Source organism: Streptomyces sp. NPDC107454 (genome assembly GCF_055582885.1).
Genome location: NZ_JBVJPA010000002.1, coordinates 489,413 through 507,396, shown reverse-complemented (window position 1 = coordinate 507,396; position 17,984 = coordinate 489,413). Strand labels below are relative to the sequence as shown.

3 protein-coding genes are annotated in these 17,984 nt (G+C 74.4%); all 3 read left to right on the top strand.

Annotation, left to right across the window (positions count from 1 at the left end):
• Nucleotides 1-172 precede the first annotated feature (172 nt).
• The 3 genes from ACZ69M_RS06415 (at nt 173) to ACZ69M_RS06405 (ending at nt 17,922) form a co-directional block, all read left to right on the top strand.
• Nucleotides 173-14,146 carry an SDR family NAD(P)-dependent oxidoreductase gene (locus ACZ69M_RS06415; protein ID WP_470047147.1) on the top strand — a complete coding sequence of 4,658 codons (13,974 nt, stop codon included), beginning with the start codon at nt 173-175 and terminating at the stop codon, nt 14,144-14,146.
• A gap of 78 nt (nt 14,147-14,224) precedes the next feature.
• Entirely contained in the window at nt 14,225-16,789 is a 2,565-nt protein-coding gene (locus ACZ69M_RS06410) for a thioester reductase domain-containing protein (RefSeq protein ID WP_470047145.1), read from the top strand.
• Nucleotides 16,786-17,922, top strand: coding sequence for an alpha/beta hydrolase (locus ACZ69M_RS06405; protein WP_470047143.1), 1,137 nt, complete (start codon nt 16,786-16,788; stop codon nt 17,920-17,922). Before ACZ69M_RS06410 ends, ACZ69M_RS06405 begins: the two co-directional genes overlap by 4 nt.
• Nucleotides 17,923-17,984: the final 62 nt, after the last annotated feature.

Here is a 17,984-nt window from a genome sequence, read left to right as displayed (position 1 = left end):
GCACCCCGGTCGTACCCGCCGTACGCCAGGGCTTCCTCAGTCGCGCGCCGGTGTCGCCGCCTTCACCCATCGCCGTCCACCAATTGCCGTCCACCGGTCGCCGTCCACGGTCGTCGCCGTACCCGTCGTACGGAATCCGCCTGAACCCGAGTTCACGAGGACACCTTTCCCGATGCCTGCGAGCGAGTCCCCGAAGCAGTTCCCCGAGATGTCCCTCACGGCCTCCGAGGACGTGACCTCCGAGGACGTGCGGGCCTGGCTGACGTCGGCCGTCGCCGAGGCGGCCGGGCTCGACCCCCTGGCCGTCGACCCCGAGCGGCCGATTGCCGAATTCGGTCTGGGATCACGCCAGTTGGTGACCCTGGCCGCGGAGCTCTCCGGGCGGATCGGCCGCGCCGTGGAGCCGTCCCTCGTCTTCGACCACCCCACCATCGCGGCGCTCGCCGCGGCGGTCCTCGGCGAAGGGCCCGTCGGCGCGGCGGCGCCGGTGCCGGCGGACGCGCCCGTACGCGGCGACGAGGACATCGCCGTCATCTCCATGGGCTGCCGCTACCCCGGCGGCGCCGACGACCCCGAGGCGCTGTGGCGGCTGCTCGCCTCCGGCGAGGACGCCATCACCGAGGTGCCCGCGGGCCGTTGGGACACCCGGGGGCTCTACGACCCCGACCCGGAGGCCCCCGGCAAGGCGTACACCCTGCGCGGCGGCTTCCTCTCCGGCATCGACCGTTTCGACGCGTCCTTCTTCGGGATCTCACCGCGCGAGGCCGCGGCCATGGACCCCCAGCAGCGGCTGCTGCTCGGGACCGCCTGGGAGACGATCGAGCGCGCCGGGATCGTGCCGGACACGCTGAACGGCAGCTCCACGGGCGTCTACATCGGGCTGTACGACAGCGGCTACCAGGCCTCGGCCGCGCTCGGCCGGCTCGACGGGCACGTGGGCACCGGTTCCGCGTCCAGCGTCGCCTCCGGACGCATCGCCTACACCCTCGGACTCCAGGGCCCTGCGGTCACCGTCGACACCGCCTGCTCCTCCTCCCTCGTCGCCCTGCACCTGGCCGCGCGGGCGCTGGCGAGCGGCGAGTGCGACCTGGCGCTGGCGGGCGGCGCGACGCTCCTTGTCACCCCGCGCGGACACGTCGAGTTCAGCCGGCTGCGCGGGCTGTCGCCGTCCGGGCGGTGCAGCCCGTTCTCGACCGACGCGGACGGCGTGGTGTGGGCCGAGGGCTGCGGTCTGGTGCTGCTCAAGCGGCTCGCGGACGCGCGCCGCGACGGCGACCGGGTCCTCGCCGTCGTCAAGGGGTCGGCCATCAACCAGGACGGCCGCAGCCAGGGTCTGAGCGCCCCGAGCGGCCCGGCGCAGGAACGGGTGGTGCGCGCCGCCCTCGACGCGGCCGGACTCCGCCCGGACGACCTGGACCACGTCGAGGCGCACGGCACGGGCACCCGGCTCGGCGACCCCATCGAGGGCCGGGCGCTCGCCGCCGTCTTCGGGCCGGGGCGCCCGGCCGACCGGCCGCTCGGCGTCGGCTCCCTCAAATCCCAGATCGGTCACACCCAGGCCGCGGCGGGCATCGGCGGTGTCATCAAGACGGTCCTGGCCCTCGGCCACGAACTGCTCCCCGCCTCGCTGCACGCCGACACCCCGACCGAGCATGTGGACTGGGCGGGCGGCGGCCTGCGGGTGCACAGCGCGGCCCGGGCATGGCCGCGGGGCGGCGACCGGGTGCGGCGGGCCGGGGTGAGCGCGTTCGGGATCAGCGGTACGAACGCGCACGTGGTGCTGGAGGAGGCGCCGCGGGACCTCGTACGGCCGGCCACCGGGACACCCCTGGCGGAGCTCCCCGGCGCGACCCTCTTCCCGCTCTCCGCCCGCACCCTCCGCGCCCTCCGGGGCCAGGCCGCGCGCCTCCTCGAAGCGCTTGACGGACAGCCGCGGCCGGCCCTGCCCGAGGTGGCCGCGACGCTGGCCCACCACCGCACGCACTTCGAGCACCGGGCCGTCGTCCGGGCGGCCGACCACGACGGCCTGCTGACCGCCCTGCGCGCACTCGCCGAGGGCCGAACCGACAGCGGCACGGACTCCGGCACCGGCACCGGCACCGGCACCGGCACCGGCACCGGCACCGGCACAGGCATCGGTATCGATACGGTCGTCGGACCCCAGCAGGCGCTCCCCGCCGGCAAGTTGGCCTTCGTCTTCCCCGGCCAGGGCTCCCAGTGGACCGGTATGGCCCGCGATCTGCTCGACCACGACCCGGTGTTCACGGACGAACTCGACCGCTGCGACGCCGCCCTGCGCCCTTTCACCACCTGGTCGGTGGCGGCCGTGCTGCGTGGTGGCGAGGGCGCCCCGCCCCTGGACCGTGTGGACGTCGTGCAACCGGTCCTGTTCGCCGTGATGGTGTCCCTGGCCGCGGTGTGGCGGGCCCGCGGCGTACGGCCGGACGCCGTGGTCGGGCACAGCCAGGGCGAGGTCGCCGCGGCCTGCGTCGCGGGCGCGCTCAGCCTGAACGACGCCGCCGCGGTGGTCGCCCTGCGCAGCCAGGCCCTGACCGGGCTGTCGGGCACCGGCACCATGGCCGTCGTCGCCCTCCCGCACACCGAGGTCGAGGACCGCCTCGCCGACCTCGACGGACGGGTCTGCGTCGCCGCCGTGAACAGCGGCCGCTCGACGGTGATCGCCGGTGACGTCGAGCCCCTGGAAACCCTGCTCGCCGACCTCGACCGCGAGCAGGTCTTCGCCCGCCGCCTCGATGTCGACTACGCCTCCCACAGCCCCGGGGTCGAGCCGGTCCGCGCGACGGTCCTCGACGAACTCGACGGCGTCACCACCTGCCCGACCTCCGTCGCCTGGTACTCCACCGTCACCGGCGAGCCGGTCACGCAGGAGCTGGAAGCCGACTACTGGTACACCAATCTGCGCGAGCCCGTGCGCTTCGCACCCACCGTGGAGCGCATGGCCGCGGACGGCTACCGCTGCTTCGTCGAACTCGGCCCCCACCCCTCCCTCGTCACCGCCCTGCACACCGTCGCCGAGGACTCCGGCCACGAGAACCTGGTCGCCGTCGGCTCGCTGCGCCGCGACGAGGACGGGCCCGCCTGTCTGGACCGGGCCGCCGCCGAACTCCACGTCCACGGACGGCGGATCGACTGGCGCAGGCTGGTTCCCGACACCGCCCCCGCCGACCTGCCGACGTACGCCTGGGATCCGCGGCGCCACTGGATCGAGCCCGAGTCCACGACCGGTGCCCCCGGCCTCTTCGACCGTGCCGCGCACCCCCTGCTCGGTATCCAGCTCCAGTCGCCGGACGAGACCCGCTGGACCTTCCGGGGCGAGTGGTCCAAGGACACCGCAGCCTGGCTGCCCGACCACACCGTGTTCGGCCGGACCGTTGTTTCCGGCACCACCCTGATGGAACTCTGCCGCGCCGCGCTCGCCGTGGCCCGCCCGGCCGACCCGGCCGACCTCACCGACCTGCTCCTCCTCAGCCCTCTCACCCTCCCCGACTCCGGCACGGTCGAGGTGTCCGTCGAGGTCGTCACCGCCGGTGACGTACCGGAGATCACCGTGCACAGCCGCCCGCGCACCCAGGAGGCCACGGGCTGGACCCTGCACGCCACCGCGTCCGCGTCCGCGCCCGCCGCGCCGACGGGGGAACGGCCTCCGACGTGGCCGGAGGCAGCCGAACCGGCCTGGACCCCGGGGACGTACGAGCGGCTCACCGAACTGGGCCTCGGCTACGGCCCGGCCTTCCAGGGAGTACGGTCGGCGATCACGACCGGCGACGGTGAACTGCTGGCCCGGCTCTCGCTGCCGCCCACGGCCCGCGACGCGGCAGACCCGTACCCCCTCCACCCCGCCCTGCTGGACGCCGCGCTGCACGTGGCCGCCGGGCTCGACGCGTCCGACGGCCGGGTGCCGCTCCCGGTCGCGGTGGGCCGGTGCGTCCTGCCGCCCGTCGACGCGAGGGACCTCACCGCGGCCGTACGACGCACGGGCGGCTCCGGCACGGACCTCACCCTGGACGTCACGCTGTGGGACACCGACGGCTTCCCGGCCGGTCGTCTGGAGGGCGTACGACTGCGGGCCGCGGGCCCGGCGGACCTGACCGGCGCCCCGGAGAACGCCCGGCACCTGTACGAGGTGGTCTGGACGGCCGTACCCGAACAGCCCGCCGCGGCGCCGGGCACCGAGTGGGCCGTCGTCGGCGACCCCTCGGACCCGGAGGTCGCCGGGACCCTGCGCGGCCTCGCGGCGGCAGGGACCCACGTCCGGAGCGGGACGGGCGGTGCGGACGTGAGCGGGACGGGCGGCGTCGACGTGCTCGTACGGTTCTGGCCGCGCCCGGCGGCGGACGCCGAACCAGCCGCCGCGGCACAGGAGTTGGCGGCCGCGGCCCTGGCCGAACTGCATGCCCTGATCGCCCTCCCGCAGGACGCGGCACCTGCCCGGACCGTGTGGGTGACGCGCGGTGCGGTCGGGGCCGTCGACGAGGACACCGTGCCCGGCCTCGCCCAGTCCGTGCTGTGGGGACTCGCCCGCAGCGCCCGCGCCGAACACCCGGAACTCGGCCTGACCCTCCTCGACCTCGACGACTCCGACCCGGCCGACGCGCTCCCCACCGCCGTCACCCACGCCGAGGAGCCCGAACTCGCCTTCCGCGCGGGCACTCTGCTCGCGCCGCGACTCGTCCGCGCCCGCAACCGGGACGCGACCGCCACCCCGGCCGTCCTCGACCTGGCCGGCCGCCCCACCCTCGTACCCACCGACGGCACGGTGCTGATCACCGGAGGTCTCGGTGCCGTCGGGCGGCACCTCGCCCGGCTGCTCGCCGAACACGGCGTTCCTCGCTTGCTCCTGACCTCTCGTCAAGGACCCGACGATCCGCGCGCCGCCGAGGTAGCCGCCGAACTGACCGCGCTCGGCGCCGAGGTCGAGGTCGCGGCCTGCGACATCGGGGACGCGGCGGCCGTGGCCGGGCTGCTCGGCCGGATCGGGGAGGAGACGCCACTGCGCGGTGTCGTGCACTGCGCCGGAGTCCTGGCCGACGGGGTGGTCGCCGAGCTGACGCCCGAACGCCTCGCACAGGTGTTGCGCCCCAAGGTCGACGGCGCCGCCCACCTGCACCGGCTCACCGCCGACGCGCGAGTCGAACTGTTCCTGCTGGTCTCCTCGGCCGCCGGAGTCGTCGGCAACGCGGGCCAGGGCAACTACGCGGCGGCCAACGTCTTCCTCGACCAACTCGCCCACCACCGGCGGGCCCTGGGCCTGCCCGGCGTCTCCCTCGCCTTCGGCGCATGGGCGGGCGAGGGCCTCGCCGCCGCACACGCCGACCTGGACCGGATGGCCCGCCTCGGCCACCACGCCCTCACCCCCGACCAGGGCCGCACACTCGCCGAACTCGCCCTGCGGCAGGGCGCCCCGCACCTGGTCGCCTGGGCCCTGGACCTGCCCCGCCTGCGCGAGACCGTGACCACCACCGACGGCGGCACAGCGGCGCTGTGGCGCTCGTTGTTGCCCGCGCCCCGCACCGGCCGCGGCGGCGGCGACGGTCTGGCCGACCGCCTGGCCCGGCTGCCCGAGGCCGAACGCGCCGAACGCGTCCTGGCCCTGGTCCGCGAGGAGATCTCCCGCGCCCTCGGTCTGCGCTCGACGGAGTCCGTCCGCCCCGACCAGCCACTGCGCGAACTCGGCATGGACTCGGTGACGGCGGTCGAACTCCGCAACCGCATCGGCGCCCGGATCGGCGCCAAGCTCCCGGCCACCCTGCTGTTCGACCACCCCACCGCGGCCAGGCTCGCCGCGCACCTGCTGTCCACCGCCCTCGCGGCGGGCGACCGCACCACTCCCGTCACACGGTCCACACGGCCCACACGCGCCACGTTGCCGGCCTGCGACGAGCCGGTGGCCCTGGTCGCCATGGCCTGCCGGCTGCCGGGCGGTGTGAGCGATCCGGAAGGCCTGTGGAACCTGGTCGCGGAGGGGCGCGACGCGGTGGGTCCCTTCCCGGCCGAACGCTGGGACGTGGCGGCGCTGTACGACCCCGACCCGGACGCCGTCGGCAAGTCGTACGCCCGTGAGGGCGGCTTCCTGAACCACGACGACCTGGCGTCCTTCGACGCGGGCTTCTTCGGGATCACCCCGAAGGAAGCGGCCGCGATGGACCCGCAGCAACGGCTGCTGATGGAGACGGCGTGGGAGGCGCTGGAGCGCGCCGGGATCGTGCCCGCCGAACTCGCGGGCAGCACCACCGGTGTGTACGTCGGCATGTTCGGCAGCGACTATCTGGCGGGGTCCCGCCTCGACCAGCTGGACGGGTACGTCGGTACGGGCTCGGCGCTGAGCGTGGCCTCGGGGCGGCTCGCCTACGCGCTGGGGCTGGGCGGCCCCGCGCTGACGGTGGACACGGCGTGCTCCTCGTCGCTGGTGGCACTGCACCTTGCGGCGCAGGCGCTGCGGTCAGGAGAGTGCGACCTCGCGCTCGCCGGTGGCGTGACGGTGATGGTGACCCCGGGAACCTTCGTGGAGTTCAGCCGGCTGCGGGGTCTGTCCCCGACCGGCCGCTGCCGCTCCTTCTCCGACGACGCCGACGGCGCCATCTGGGCCGAGGGCGCCGGCATGGTCGTACTGAAGCGACTGAGCGACGCCCGGCGCGACGGTGACGAGGTGCTCGCGGTGCTGCGCGGCACGGCCGTCAACCAGGACGGCCGCAGCCAGGGGCTGTCCGCGCCGAACGGTCCGGCGCAGGAACAGGTGATCCGGCGGGCACTGGAGCTGTCCGGGCTGGAGCCCGCCGACATCGACTACGTGGAGGCGCACGGCACGGGCACCACGCTGGGCGACCCGATCGAGGCGAACGCCCTGGCGGAGGTCTTCGGCGACTCACGTCCGCAGGACCACCCCCTGTACCTGGGCTCGCTCAAGTCCAACATCGGACACGCACAGGCGGCTTCGGGTGTGATCGGGCTCGTCAAGGTGGTGCAGTCGCTGCGCCACCGGACCCTGCCGCGCACCCTGCACGCCGACACGCCCAGCCGGCACGTCGACTGGGAGAACAGCGGGCTGCGGCTGGTGCGGGACACGGTGGCCTGGCCGTCGCCGCCCGGGCGGACACGACGGGCCGGAGTGAGTGCCTTCGGGATCAGCGGGACCAACGCGCATGTGATCGTGGAGGAGGCCCCGCCGGTCGAGAAGGCGGACGCGAAGGACGAAGTCCCGCCGGGGAAGCGGCTGTTCGTGTTGTCGGGGCGCAGCGAGGCCGCCCTGCGGGGGCAGGCCGCGCGACTGGCGAACCACCTGACCGAGGAGGCCGACGAGGACCTCACTCTCCTCGATGTCGCCCACACCCTGGCCCGGCACCGCAGCCACTTCGAACGGCGCGCGGCCCTCGTCGCGGGTGACCGGGACGAACTGCTGCTACGCCTTGACGCGTTGGCGAGCGGGCGGGCGCCCCGTGCCGCGCACCGCGACGAGGGGGCGGGCAAGGTGGCCTTCGTCTTCGCCGGGCACGGCGGTCAATGGCCCGGAATGGGCGTGGAGTTGATGGCCGGGTCGGAGGCGTTCCGCGCGGAGCTGGTCCGCATCGACGAGGCCGTTCGCCGACGGGTCGGCTGGTCGGTGCTCAATGCCCTGCGGGCGCCGGAGGAGTTCGCCCCGCTCGGCCGCACCGAGTTCCTGCAACCGGTGCTGTTCGCGGTCAACGCCTCGCTGGCCGCCGCCTGGCGCGCGCTCGGTGTCCGCCCGGACGCCGTCGTCGGGCACAGCCTGGGCGAGATCGCCGCCGCGTACAGCGTGGGCGCCCTCACCCTGGACGAGGCCGTGACCGTCGTGACCGGGCGCGGGCAGGCCGTCGTACCGCTGGTGGGCCAGGGCGGCATGCTGTCCCTGGAACTGCCGTCCGCGCGGGTCGAGGAGCTGCTCGCGCCGTTCGCGGGCCGCCTGTTCGTCGCGGCGGTCAACAGCGCCCGGTCCACGGCCGTCTCCGGCGAGGCCGACGCGCTGGCCGAGCTGCGCCACCGCCTCGACGAGCGGGGCATCACCGCACGCCCGCTGTCGACACCGTTCGCCTCGCACACCCCCTGGATGGACCCGCTCCAGGCGGAGCTGCTCGAGCGTTTCTCCGGCGTCAGGGGCTCCCGGACACCGACCCCGCTGTACTCGGCGGTGCTGGCCGAACCTGTCCCCGGCGACCGGCTGGACGCCGACCACTGGTACGCCAACCTCAGGGAGCCGGTCCGGTTCGCGGACACGATCCGACGGATGCTGGACGACGGCTACCGCTACTTCGTCGAGCTGAGCCCGCACCCTTCGCTCACCTCGTCGATCGAGGCGGTGGCGGCGGAGGCCGGGATCGACGCGGTCGGCATCGGCTCGCTGCGCCGGCAGAGCGACGGACACGACGTACTGCTGCGCGGGCTGGGGGAGTTGTACACGGCCGGGCACACGCCCGACTGGCCGCTGCTGTTCCCGGAGGGCCGCCGGGTCGGCCTGCCCACCTACGCCTTCGCCCGCGAACGCCACTGGCTCGCGCCCGCCCCGGCCACCGCCTCGGCCGGTGGATCACCGCTGCTCGGCACGCACCTGGAGGCCAGCGACGCACCCGACCGGCACCTCTTCCAGGCCGACGTCGACCTCGACGACAGCCGCTTCGCCTATCTCACCGACCATCGGGTCACCGGTGAGGTCTGGCTGCCCGGCGCCGCCTTCCTCGACATGGCCCTGGAGGCCGCGTCCGCGCTGCGGGGCGGCGGCGAGGTACGGCTGGCCGACGTCAGGTTCGTACAGCCGCTGCCGCTCGAGGTGGACCGGCCCGTACGGCTGCAACTGGTCCTGAGCCCGGCCGAGGACGGCTTCCGGGACTTCACCATCGCCTCGACACCCGCCGGTGGGCACGGCGCCCCGTGGCAGCGGCACGTCAGCGGACGGCTCGCGGTCGCCGCGGAAACCGCCGCCGAGGACGAAGAGCGGCTCGACGCCGTGCGCGAAAGGTGCGACGAGCAGGTCGATCTGTCAGCGGTCTACGCCGGGCTCGCGGCCCTGGGCATCGACTACGGCCCCGCCTTCCGGGCGCTGGAGGAGGGCCGCCGTACGGACGTGGCCGCCCTCGGCCGCCTGGCCCGCACGCCCGCCGCCGGTCATCTGCTGCATCCCGCCGTCCTCGACGCGGCCTTCCACACGGCCGCCCTGCCGGGCGGTGCTCCCGGGGGCCGGGCGTTCGTGCCCGCGGCCGTCGGACAGCTGAGGTTCACCGGACTGCGCACGCCGCCCGTGTGGGCGACCTGCCGTCTGCGATCCGTGGACGGCGACACGGCGACCGTGGACCTGCGGCTGTGGGACGAGGCCGAGCAACTGGTGCTGGAGGTCAGGGAGTTCGAACTGGCCGCACTGTCTGCGCTGGACGGCGCGCTCTTCGAGACCCACTGGCAGCCGCGCCCGGCCGCGCAACAGCCGCCCGCCGAGGGCAGTTTGCTGATCCTCGCGGACGACACGGGTGTCGCGGCCGAACTGGAGGAGCGGCTCGGTTCGACCGTGCCGCGGGTGATCGCCCGCAGCGGTGAGTCGTTCGGCGTCGAGGGACCCGGTCGTTACGTGCTGGACCCCGCCGATCCGCGGCACCTGGCCCGCCTCCTGGACGAGGCCTTCCCCGACGGGCCGCCCGCGCGGGTGGTCCAGCTGTCCGCGCTCGACGCCCCGGCGATCACCGATGCCGGTACGGCCGAGGAGGCGGCGCGGCTGTGCTGCCTGAGCACGCTGCACCTGGTACGGGCGCTGGCGGACCGGCCGCGGGGCAGGGCCCCCCGTCTCTTCGTCGTCGCGCGGGGCAGCCAGGCCGCCGGTGGCAGCACACGGGTGACGCACCCGCAGCAGGCCCTCGCCTGGGGCTTCGGCCTGGCGGTGGCGCAGGAGTACCCGGAGCTGTCGGCCACCCTGATCGACCTGCCGCCCACCGACGGTGTCGACGCGCTGTGGACACAACTGCGGCACGCGGACGACGAACGGCTCGTCGCGCTGCGGGAGTCGGGCCGACTGGTCCCGCGCCTGGCCCGCACCCGCCCCGACGACGGCGGCGACGGCGAGATCACCCCCGACGACGCGTACCTGATCACCGGCGGTCTTGGCGGCCTCGGCCGGGTCGTCGCCGAACGACTGGTCCGCCGCGGCGCCCGCCGACTGGCCCTGATGAGCCGCGGCGAGCCCGACGCGCACACCGCGAGCTGGATCAGGGGCCTCGAAGAACACGGGACCACCGTCCACCTCGCTCGCGCCGACGTGGCCGACCGCGAGGAACTGACGGCAGCCCTGGACGCCGTACGACGGGAAGCGGGGCCGATCGCCGGAGTCGTCCACGCGGCCGGTGTCCTCGACGACGCGACGGTGGCGAACCTGACCGACGAGCGCGTCCTGCGCGTGCTCGCCCCCAAGGTCCTCGGCACCACACTGCTCACGGAACTGATCCCGGAGGCCGGGAGCCTCGTCCTGTTCGCCTCGGCGGCCGGTCTCCTCGGCTCCGCCGGACAGAGCCCGTACGCGGCGGCGAACGCCTTCCTCGACGCCTGGGCGCACCACCTCTCCCGAGTCGACCGCCGGGCGCTGAGCCTGGACTGGGGCGCCTGGGCGGGCGTGGGCATGGCCGCCGAGTCCGGTCCCCGGGCCGCCGAGGTCGGCCGGTCGGGGCTGCTCGCCCTCTCCCCGCAGGACGGGGGCGAGCTCTTCGAACGAGTGCTGGCCACCTCCCGCCGCCAACTCGCCCCCCTCGCCCTGGACTGGGAGGCACTCGCGCACGATCCGGACGCGGCCCGCACCCGTCCGATCCTCGGCGACCTGATCACCGTACCGACCGGCGGTGACGGCGCGGACGACCTCGTCGCGAGCGTGTTCGCGGCGACGACGGAACGGGACCGCGCGGACCGCCTCGAAGCGTATGTACGGGCCCGGGTCGGCCAGGTCTCCGAAGGCACGGTGGACGTCTCCGCGACCACGGCCCTGAAGGAACTCGGCCTGGACTCCCTCATGCTGGTCCGGCTGCGCAACGCCTTCGCCCGCGAGCTGGGCGCCGAACTCCCGGCCGCCACCGTGTTCTCCGCCTCCGACATCCGCGGCCTGGCCCGGGCGCTCGGCGAGGTGCTGCCCGAACGGGACACGGTCGCGCGGGCCGGGGAACGGCGGCCCGAGGTCGCCGTCGAGGTGCCCGAGAGCGACCCGCGGCCCGCGACCCGCGATGTCCTGCGACTGCTGCGCAGCGCCCGGCCGGGCATGCCGGACGCGGCCCACGCCGTCGGCCTGGCCCTCCGGCTCACCACGCCCACCACCCGCGAGGCGCTCACCGACATCCTCACCCGCCTCGCCGGACGGCACGCCGCACTGCGCACCGCGATCGTGACCGGTGCCGGAGGCGAACACGCGCGGCTGCTCCGGGTGGACCGGGAGCTCGCACGGCCGGTGCTGCGCTGGACGGACGTGCCCGGCGACGACGAACTCGACGCGGCCGACCGGCTGCGGCGGCTGCTGGAACCCTCCTTCGACCTGGGGAACCCTCCGTTGTGGCGGTTCGAGCTGCTCGACGCCGGCGCCCGGGGCCAGATCCTGGCGTACGGCGCGCACCACGCGGTGAGCGATCTGCAGTCGCTGCTGCTCGTGGCGGGGGAACTCGACGCCGAACTGTCCGGCAGCTCGCTCGGCGACGCCGTCACCAACCGGGACATCGATCTCATGATCGAGGCGCAGCGGACGGACGACACCCCCGGCGAGGGCGTGACCGCATGGCGCGAGGCCTTCCAGGGCAGTGCCCGACTCGACCTGACGCTCGCCCGGCCCCGTCCGGCGACACGCTCGTACCGGGCCGGCAGCGTGAGCGTGACGATCCCCGACGGGCTCATGGAACGGGTGTCGGCCGCCGCGAGCGGGCTCGCGATCACGCCCGCCGCCTACTGCCTCGGCACCCTGACCGTGCTGCTCGCCAGGATGCGGCAGAAGGAACGTTTCGTTCTCGCCGTGCCCGTCGACACCCGCATCCACGCCGACGCGTACGACGCGGTGGGCTTCTTCGGAGTGCCGGTGCCGTTCCCGGCCGAGGCCGGGGCGGACGAACGGATCGAGCAGGTGCTGCGCCGCACCGACGGCCGCCTCGACCGGGTCCTCGCGAAGGGCGCCATGTTCTCGGACGTACTGTCGACCCTCGCCCGACAGGGGCTGCACCGGGCGAACGCACCGTTGGTGGAGGTGTACTTCAACTACGTGCGCTCTTCGGCGGGCCGCCTCGCCCACCTGGAGGTCCTGCCCGCCGGGACCGGGTACTCCGACCTCGACCTGATGATCACCATGACCCCGGACGCGGGCCGGATCCGGCTCGACCACAACCTCGACATCCTGGACGCGGCGACCTCAGTCGAACTGGGGGAGGAGTTCCTGCGGCTGCTCGCGGAGGCGGCGGACGATCCGACGACGGCGGTCCGTCCGACGCCGGGTACGGCGGGCGAGGCGACCTCGGAGATCCGTACGGCGACAGCTACGGCGGTGGGGGTGCCCCAGGGGGTGACCGAGGACACTCGCCGCTCCCCGCGCCGGTCGCTCGCCCTCGCCGCCACCTTCGCCCTCGGGAATCTGCCCGTGCTGTGCGAGGCGGCGGTCGAGGAGGGCGCGCGGGACGGCGGCCTGACCGTCGCGGAAGCCCCGTACCACCAGGTGCTCGCCGCCCTGCGTGACCCCTCCGGCGTCTTCGCCGACCCCACCGCGGAGGTGGGCGTGGCGCTGCTGCGGGCGGCGGACCTGGAACGGTTCGGCCCGGTGGACGACGCGCTGCTCGCCGAGTTGCGGACCGCGTTCCCGGCCGCGCTGCGTGCCCTGTCCGAACGGACGCGAAAGCCGCTGGTCGTCGGCTTCCCGCCGGCCGCGCACGCGCAGGACCGTTTCGCAGGGTGGGAGCGCGAGATCGCCGACGAACTGGCCGAGGCGCCCGGCATCGCGGTGCTCCGCCCCGACGACTGGACCCGATGCCACGCCGTCGAGGAACCCTTCGACGAGCGGACCGAGCGCATCGCCCACCTCCCGTTCACCCCGCACTTCCAGGCGGCGGTGGCGCTGTGCCTCGCCGACGTCGTACGTGCGGTACGGCGCCCCGCGCCCAAGGTGATCGCGGTGGACGGCGACGAGACGCTGTGGGGTGGAGTGGCCGGGGAGATCGGCCCGGAGGCGGTGGACCTGACCGGGCCGCGTGCCCTGCTCGCCCGCCGGCTCCTTCAGTGGCGTGCGGCGGGTGCGCTGTTGGCACTGGTCAGCAACAACGACGAGGCCACGGTACGGGCCGTCCTGGACCGCCCGGACAGCCTGCTCAAGGCCGAACACTTCAGCGTGCTCTCCGCGGCCTGGGGTCCGAAGTCCGGCCGGCTCGCCGAGGCGGCCCGGACGCTCGGCCTCGGCTTGGACAGCTTCCTGTTCCTCGACGACAACCCGGTCGAGATCGCGGGAGTGCGGTCCGCGCTGCCGGAGGTGCTGTCGGTGACGTGCCCGCCGTCGGCCGAACTCGGCGCGTTCCTGGGCAGGTTGTGGCCGCTCGTCCCGGCCGCGGCGACGGCCGAGGACGCGCTGCGGGCGCGGTTCTACGAACAGGAGCGGCACCGGGACGCGGTGCGCGCGCAGGCCGGATTCGAGGAGTTCCTCGCCCGGTTGGACCTTGAGGTCGACATCCGGGCCCTGTCCGGGGCCGATGCCGAGCGGGCCGAACAACTCGTCCGCCGTACCAACCAGTTCACCCTGCGGGCCCGGTCCGCCGACGGGGGTGATCTCGGACGGTGGCGGGAGCGCGGTGAGGTGTGGACGGCCGCGGCCCGGGACCGGTTCGGCGACTACGGCCAGATCGGGCTGCTCGCCCTGCGTGCGGAGGGCGACCAACTCGACGTACTGGCCTGGCTGATGAGCTGCCGGGCGCTCGGCCGGGGAGTCGAGGAACGGCTGCTGGGGTGGCTGGCCGACCGTGCCGACGAGCTGGGCTGCGTCAAGGTCCGGCTGACGGCGGAGCGCACCCGGCGCAACGTACCGGCCCGGCGGATGCTGGCCGCGCTTGGTGGCGGGGACCAGGAAGACGAACGCCTGGAGACCGTGGTCACGCCGGAACACCTGCGGGCCTTCCGGTCCTGGCGGCGGGGGTGAACCGGCGGCGCCGACGGGGGAGATCCGCGGCAGTGGTGGCAATGCGCGAAAGGACAAGTCACGGGGTGAAGGGCTCTCATGCGTGAGGTGAACGAGGACGCGTCGGCGTACGCCGGACAGCGGGCGACGGCCGAGGCGGTCGAGCGGGGTGGTGGCGGGCTGAGCGTGGACGCCCTGCTGGCGAAGGTGAGGACGGCCGCGGCGCCCACGCCGACCGGTGCCGACGGGGGCGTCGCGGCGGCAGCGGTTCCGGACGTGGTGCCGGACGTGACGGGTCCGGCGGCAGCGGTCCCGGATGTGAAGCGTCCGGCGGCAGCGGTCCCGGACGTGAAGTGTCCGAGGGCAGAGGTCCCGGACGTGGAGGCTCTGGCGGCAGCCATCGCCGCCGTGGCGGGCCGCCATCTGCCCGAAGGGCATCTGTCGCCCGACGCCGACTTCTTCGACGCCGGGGGCACCTCGGTGGGGGCCGTGGAACTCGTCGCGGCGCTGGAGGACGAGCTGGGCATGGAGATCGCCCTCGACGACGTCTTCGCCGACGCCCGTCCGACCAGCCTGGCCCAGCGCCGGCTGTCGACGGCGAGCGCCACCGCCCTCCTCCCGGCCGCATCGCAAACGCCGACGCCCGGGACGACTTGGGCCCCGGACACGGCAGGTACAGCCATGCCCGTGGGGACCTCGGCCCCGGTCACGGTGGGAAGTCCGCTTCCGCCGTCCGCCGCGGGTACCCGTCCGGCGCCCGCACCCGGCATCCTCCCCGTCCCGGCCCCCCGCACCGCCCCCGCGGTGGCCGTCACCCCCGCCCCGTACGCCACGGCCCGTCCCGAGGACCTCGACCAGATCCTGGCCGACCTGTCGCTCGCCGACCGGCTGCCCTGGACCGGCGACCCCGAGCCGCTGCCGCCCCGCCGGATCCTGCTGACCGGCGCCACCGGCTTCCTCGGCAGCCATATGCTCCTCGACCTGCTGCGGCACAGCGACGCCCACGTCTACTGCCTGGTCCGTGCCGCCGACGAGGAGGCGGCCCTCGGGCGGCTCGGTCAGGCGCTCAAGCGGTACGAGCTGCCCTGGTCGTCGGAGGTCCGCCGCCGGGTGACCGTGCTCCCCGGCGACATCCGGCGCCCGCACCTGGGCCTGTCGGACGACCTGTGGACCACGCTCACCCACGAGCTGGACAGCGTCGTCGGCGTGGCGGCGGCCGTGGACTTCCTGCGCGGCTACCAGTCGCTGCGGCAGAGCAACGTCGTCGGCTCGCTGACCCTCGCCGAGCTCGCGGCGACCGGCCGGCCGAAACCGCTGCACCACATCTCCTCCATCGCGGTCTTCAACGAGGTCGGCATCACCGCGATGGGCGAGGACGACCCGCTCGCCCACGTCGACCGACTCGTCGCGGGCTATGACCAGACGAAGTGGGCGGCGGAGGTCGCCCTACGACGGGCCCGCGACCACGGCCTGATCGTCACGGCCCTGCGTCCCGGCGGCATCGGCGGCCACACCAGGACCGGCGCCTACAACCCGCAGGACCTCAGCAGCGGTCTCCTCTCGGCCTTCGGCCGCTTCCGCACGGTCCCCGCCTTCAGCCACCTGAACGCGGCCCCGGTGGACTGGGTGAGCCGGGTCGCGGTCGGAGTCGTCTGCGAACCCGACGCGTGGGGCTACGACTACCACCTGACCGGCGTACCCAACACCCTCGACGACGTCGTACGGGACATGGCGCTCGGCGGGATGCACGTACGCGTACAGGACTGGGACGAGTGGCGGACCCATGCCCTGGCCCGGCTGGAAGCCGAGCCGGTGCCCGAACTGGCCTTCCTCACCCGGGTGTTGCGGAGTCCCACCGCCCTCAAACTGTGCGAGGCGACCCTGAAGGGCCCGGCGGCCACCGCCGAGCGCACCACCGCGCTCGTCGAGGCGCTCGGGTTGCGGCCCGCCGCCCGCTACGACGCCCAGGCCCAGCTGAGGACCTTCGAGCGGCTCGCCGAGGACGGATTGGCCCGGCTGCCGCACAAGGACGACCAGCCCTACTTGTGGTTCTCCGAGACGACCGAGGGCGGTGTCGGCCCGGTCGGTGCCCCCGCCGTCACTCCCTGCTCGATGGCGCTCACCCTCTCCCTCGCGAGCATGTACCAGCTGGTGAAGGAGCGCCGGGTCGATGTCACCGGCGAGTTGACGTGCGCGGCGGTGCATCCCGAACCGCTGGTCGTCGAGCACGGCGACGTCTGGATCCGGCCACAGGAGGGCATCCCGCAGCGGCACGGTATCCGCCACCGACTCCTCAGCTACCGGCTGACCCTGCGTGACGCGGAAGGCGGCCGCTGGTGGCTGGAGGGCCACAAGTACGCCCGGGCCCGTCGTGACGTGTGGCGCCAGACCCGGGCGCTCACCGTCGAGATCGGCCGTGAGGGCGCACCGGCGGCCCTGGCGGGCGAACTCGTCGTGCCCGCCGGCACCTATCTGCGCGACCAGGTCGACGGCATCAAGGTCGATCCGCGCCTGACCAGCCAGGAGAAACGGGCCGCCAAGCTGACCTGGCTCGCCTGGTTCGGCCTGGAGATGGGCCGCGGTCTGCTCGGCCCCTTCGCCCGGGCCGCCGCCGACCTCCTCGACCTGCGCCGCACCCCGACCCCCTCGGAGCACCACCGATGATCCTCCGGAGCAGTGACTCCCGCACCAGGCCGACGCTCCGCAGGGTCAGGAGCACCACGACCCTGCGCCCCCTCCACCACCGCCTCGACCCGGCGCGGGTCGAGGAGATCCCCTTCCGGGCGGACGACGGCGTACGCCTCGGCCTGACCCGCGTCGACAGCGGCGACACGGACCGCCCCGCCGTGCTGCTCCTGCACGGGCACACCGCGTCCGCCGACATGTTCCTGCTGCCCGAGACCCGCAACCTGGTCGACGTCCTGCTCGACGACGGCTACGAGCCCTGGCTGCTCGACTGGCGGGGCAGCTGCCGGCTGCCGTACAACGAGACCGGCCAGAAGTACACGTACGACGACGTCGCCCTGTACGACATCCCCGCCGCCGTCGCCCACATCCGCCGCCGCATCGGCGACCGGCCGCTGTTCGTGGTCGCCCACTGCGTCGGCTCCCTCACGCTGTCGCTCAGCATGACCGCCGGGCTGGTCCCGGGCCTCGCGGGCGTGGTGTCCCAGGGCGTGTTCCTGACACCGAAGCTCGCGGGCCGCACCTCGTTGCGCATGTCGCTGGCCGGGGAGCTGCTCAGGTCCCGCATCGATCACCTACCGGTCGACATCCGCAAGGCCGGCCTGTGGTCGAAGTACACCCCCCTGTTCGCGCTCGCCTCGCGCGGGGCGAGCTGCCCGGATCCGACCTGCCAGATCCTGCACAACTCGGCGTGGGGGACGGGCGCCTCGCTGTTCGTGCACGAGCACCTGTCCGAGGCCACCCACCACCGGCTCGCCGAGCTGCTGGGCCCCGCCCCGCTGTGGATCCTGCCGCATCTGCGCCGCATCGAACTGGCCCGCACCGTGGTGCGCTGGCACGACGGCGACCACCGCTACCGGGCGCTGCCGCAGAACGCGCTGGACGCGGCGGCCCGTATCGACACCCCCGTCCTGCTGCTCGCCGGCAGCGAGAACGGTCTGTGGCTCGACTCCCAGAAGCTCTGTCACGACGTACTGGCTCGCAGACAGCCGCAGTTGGACGTCGCGTACACCGAGATTCCCGGCTACGGCCATTTGGACACGTTCCTCGGCCGGGGCGCGGCCCTCGACGTGTTCGGGCACATCCTCGAATTCCTCGGCGAACGACGGTGACGGAGGCCAGGGCGGCCGGTTACCGTACCCGTCAGTAACCGGACCGCACCGCAGGAGGCCAC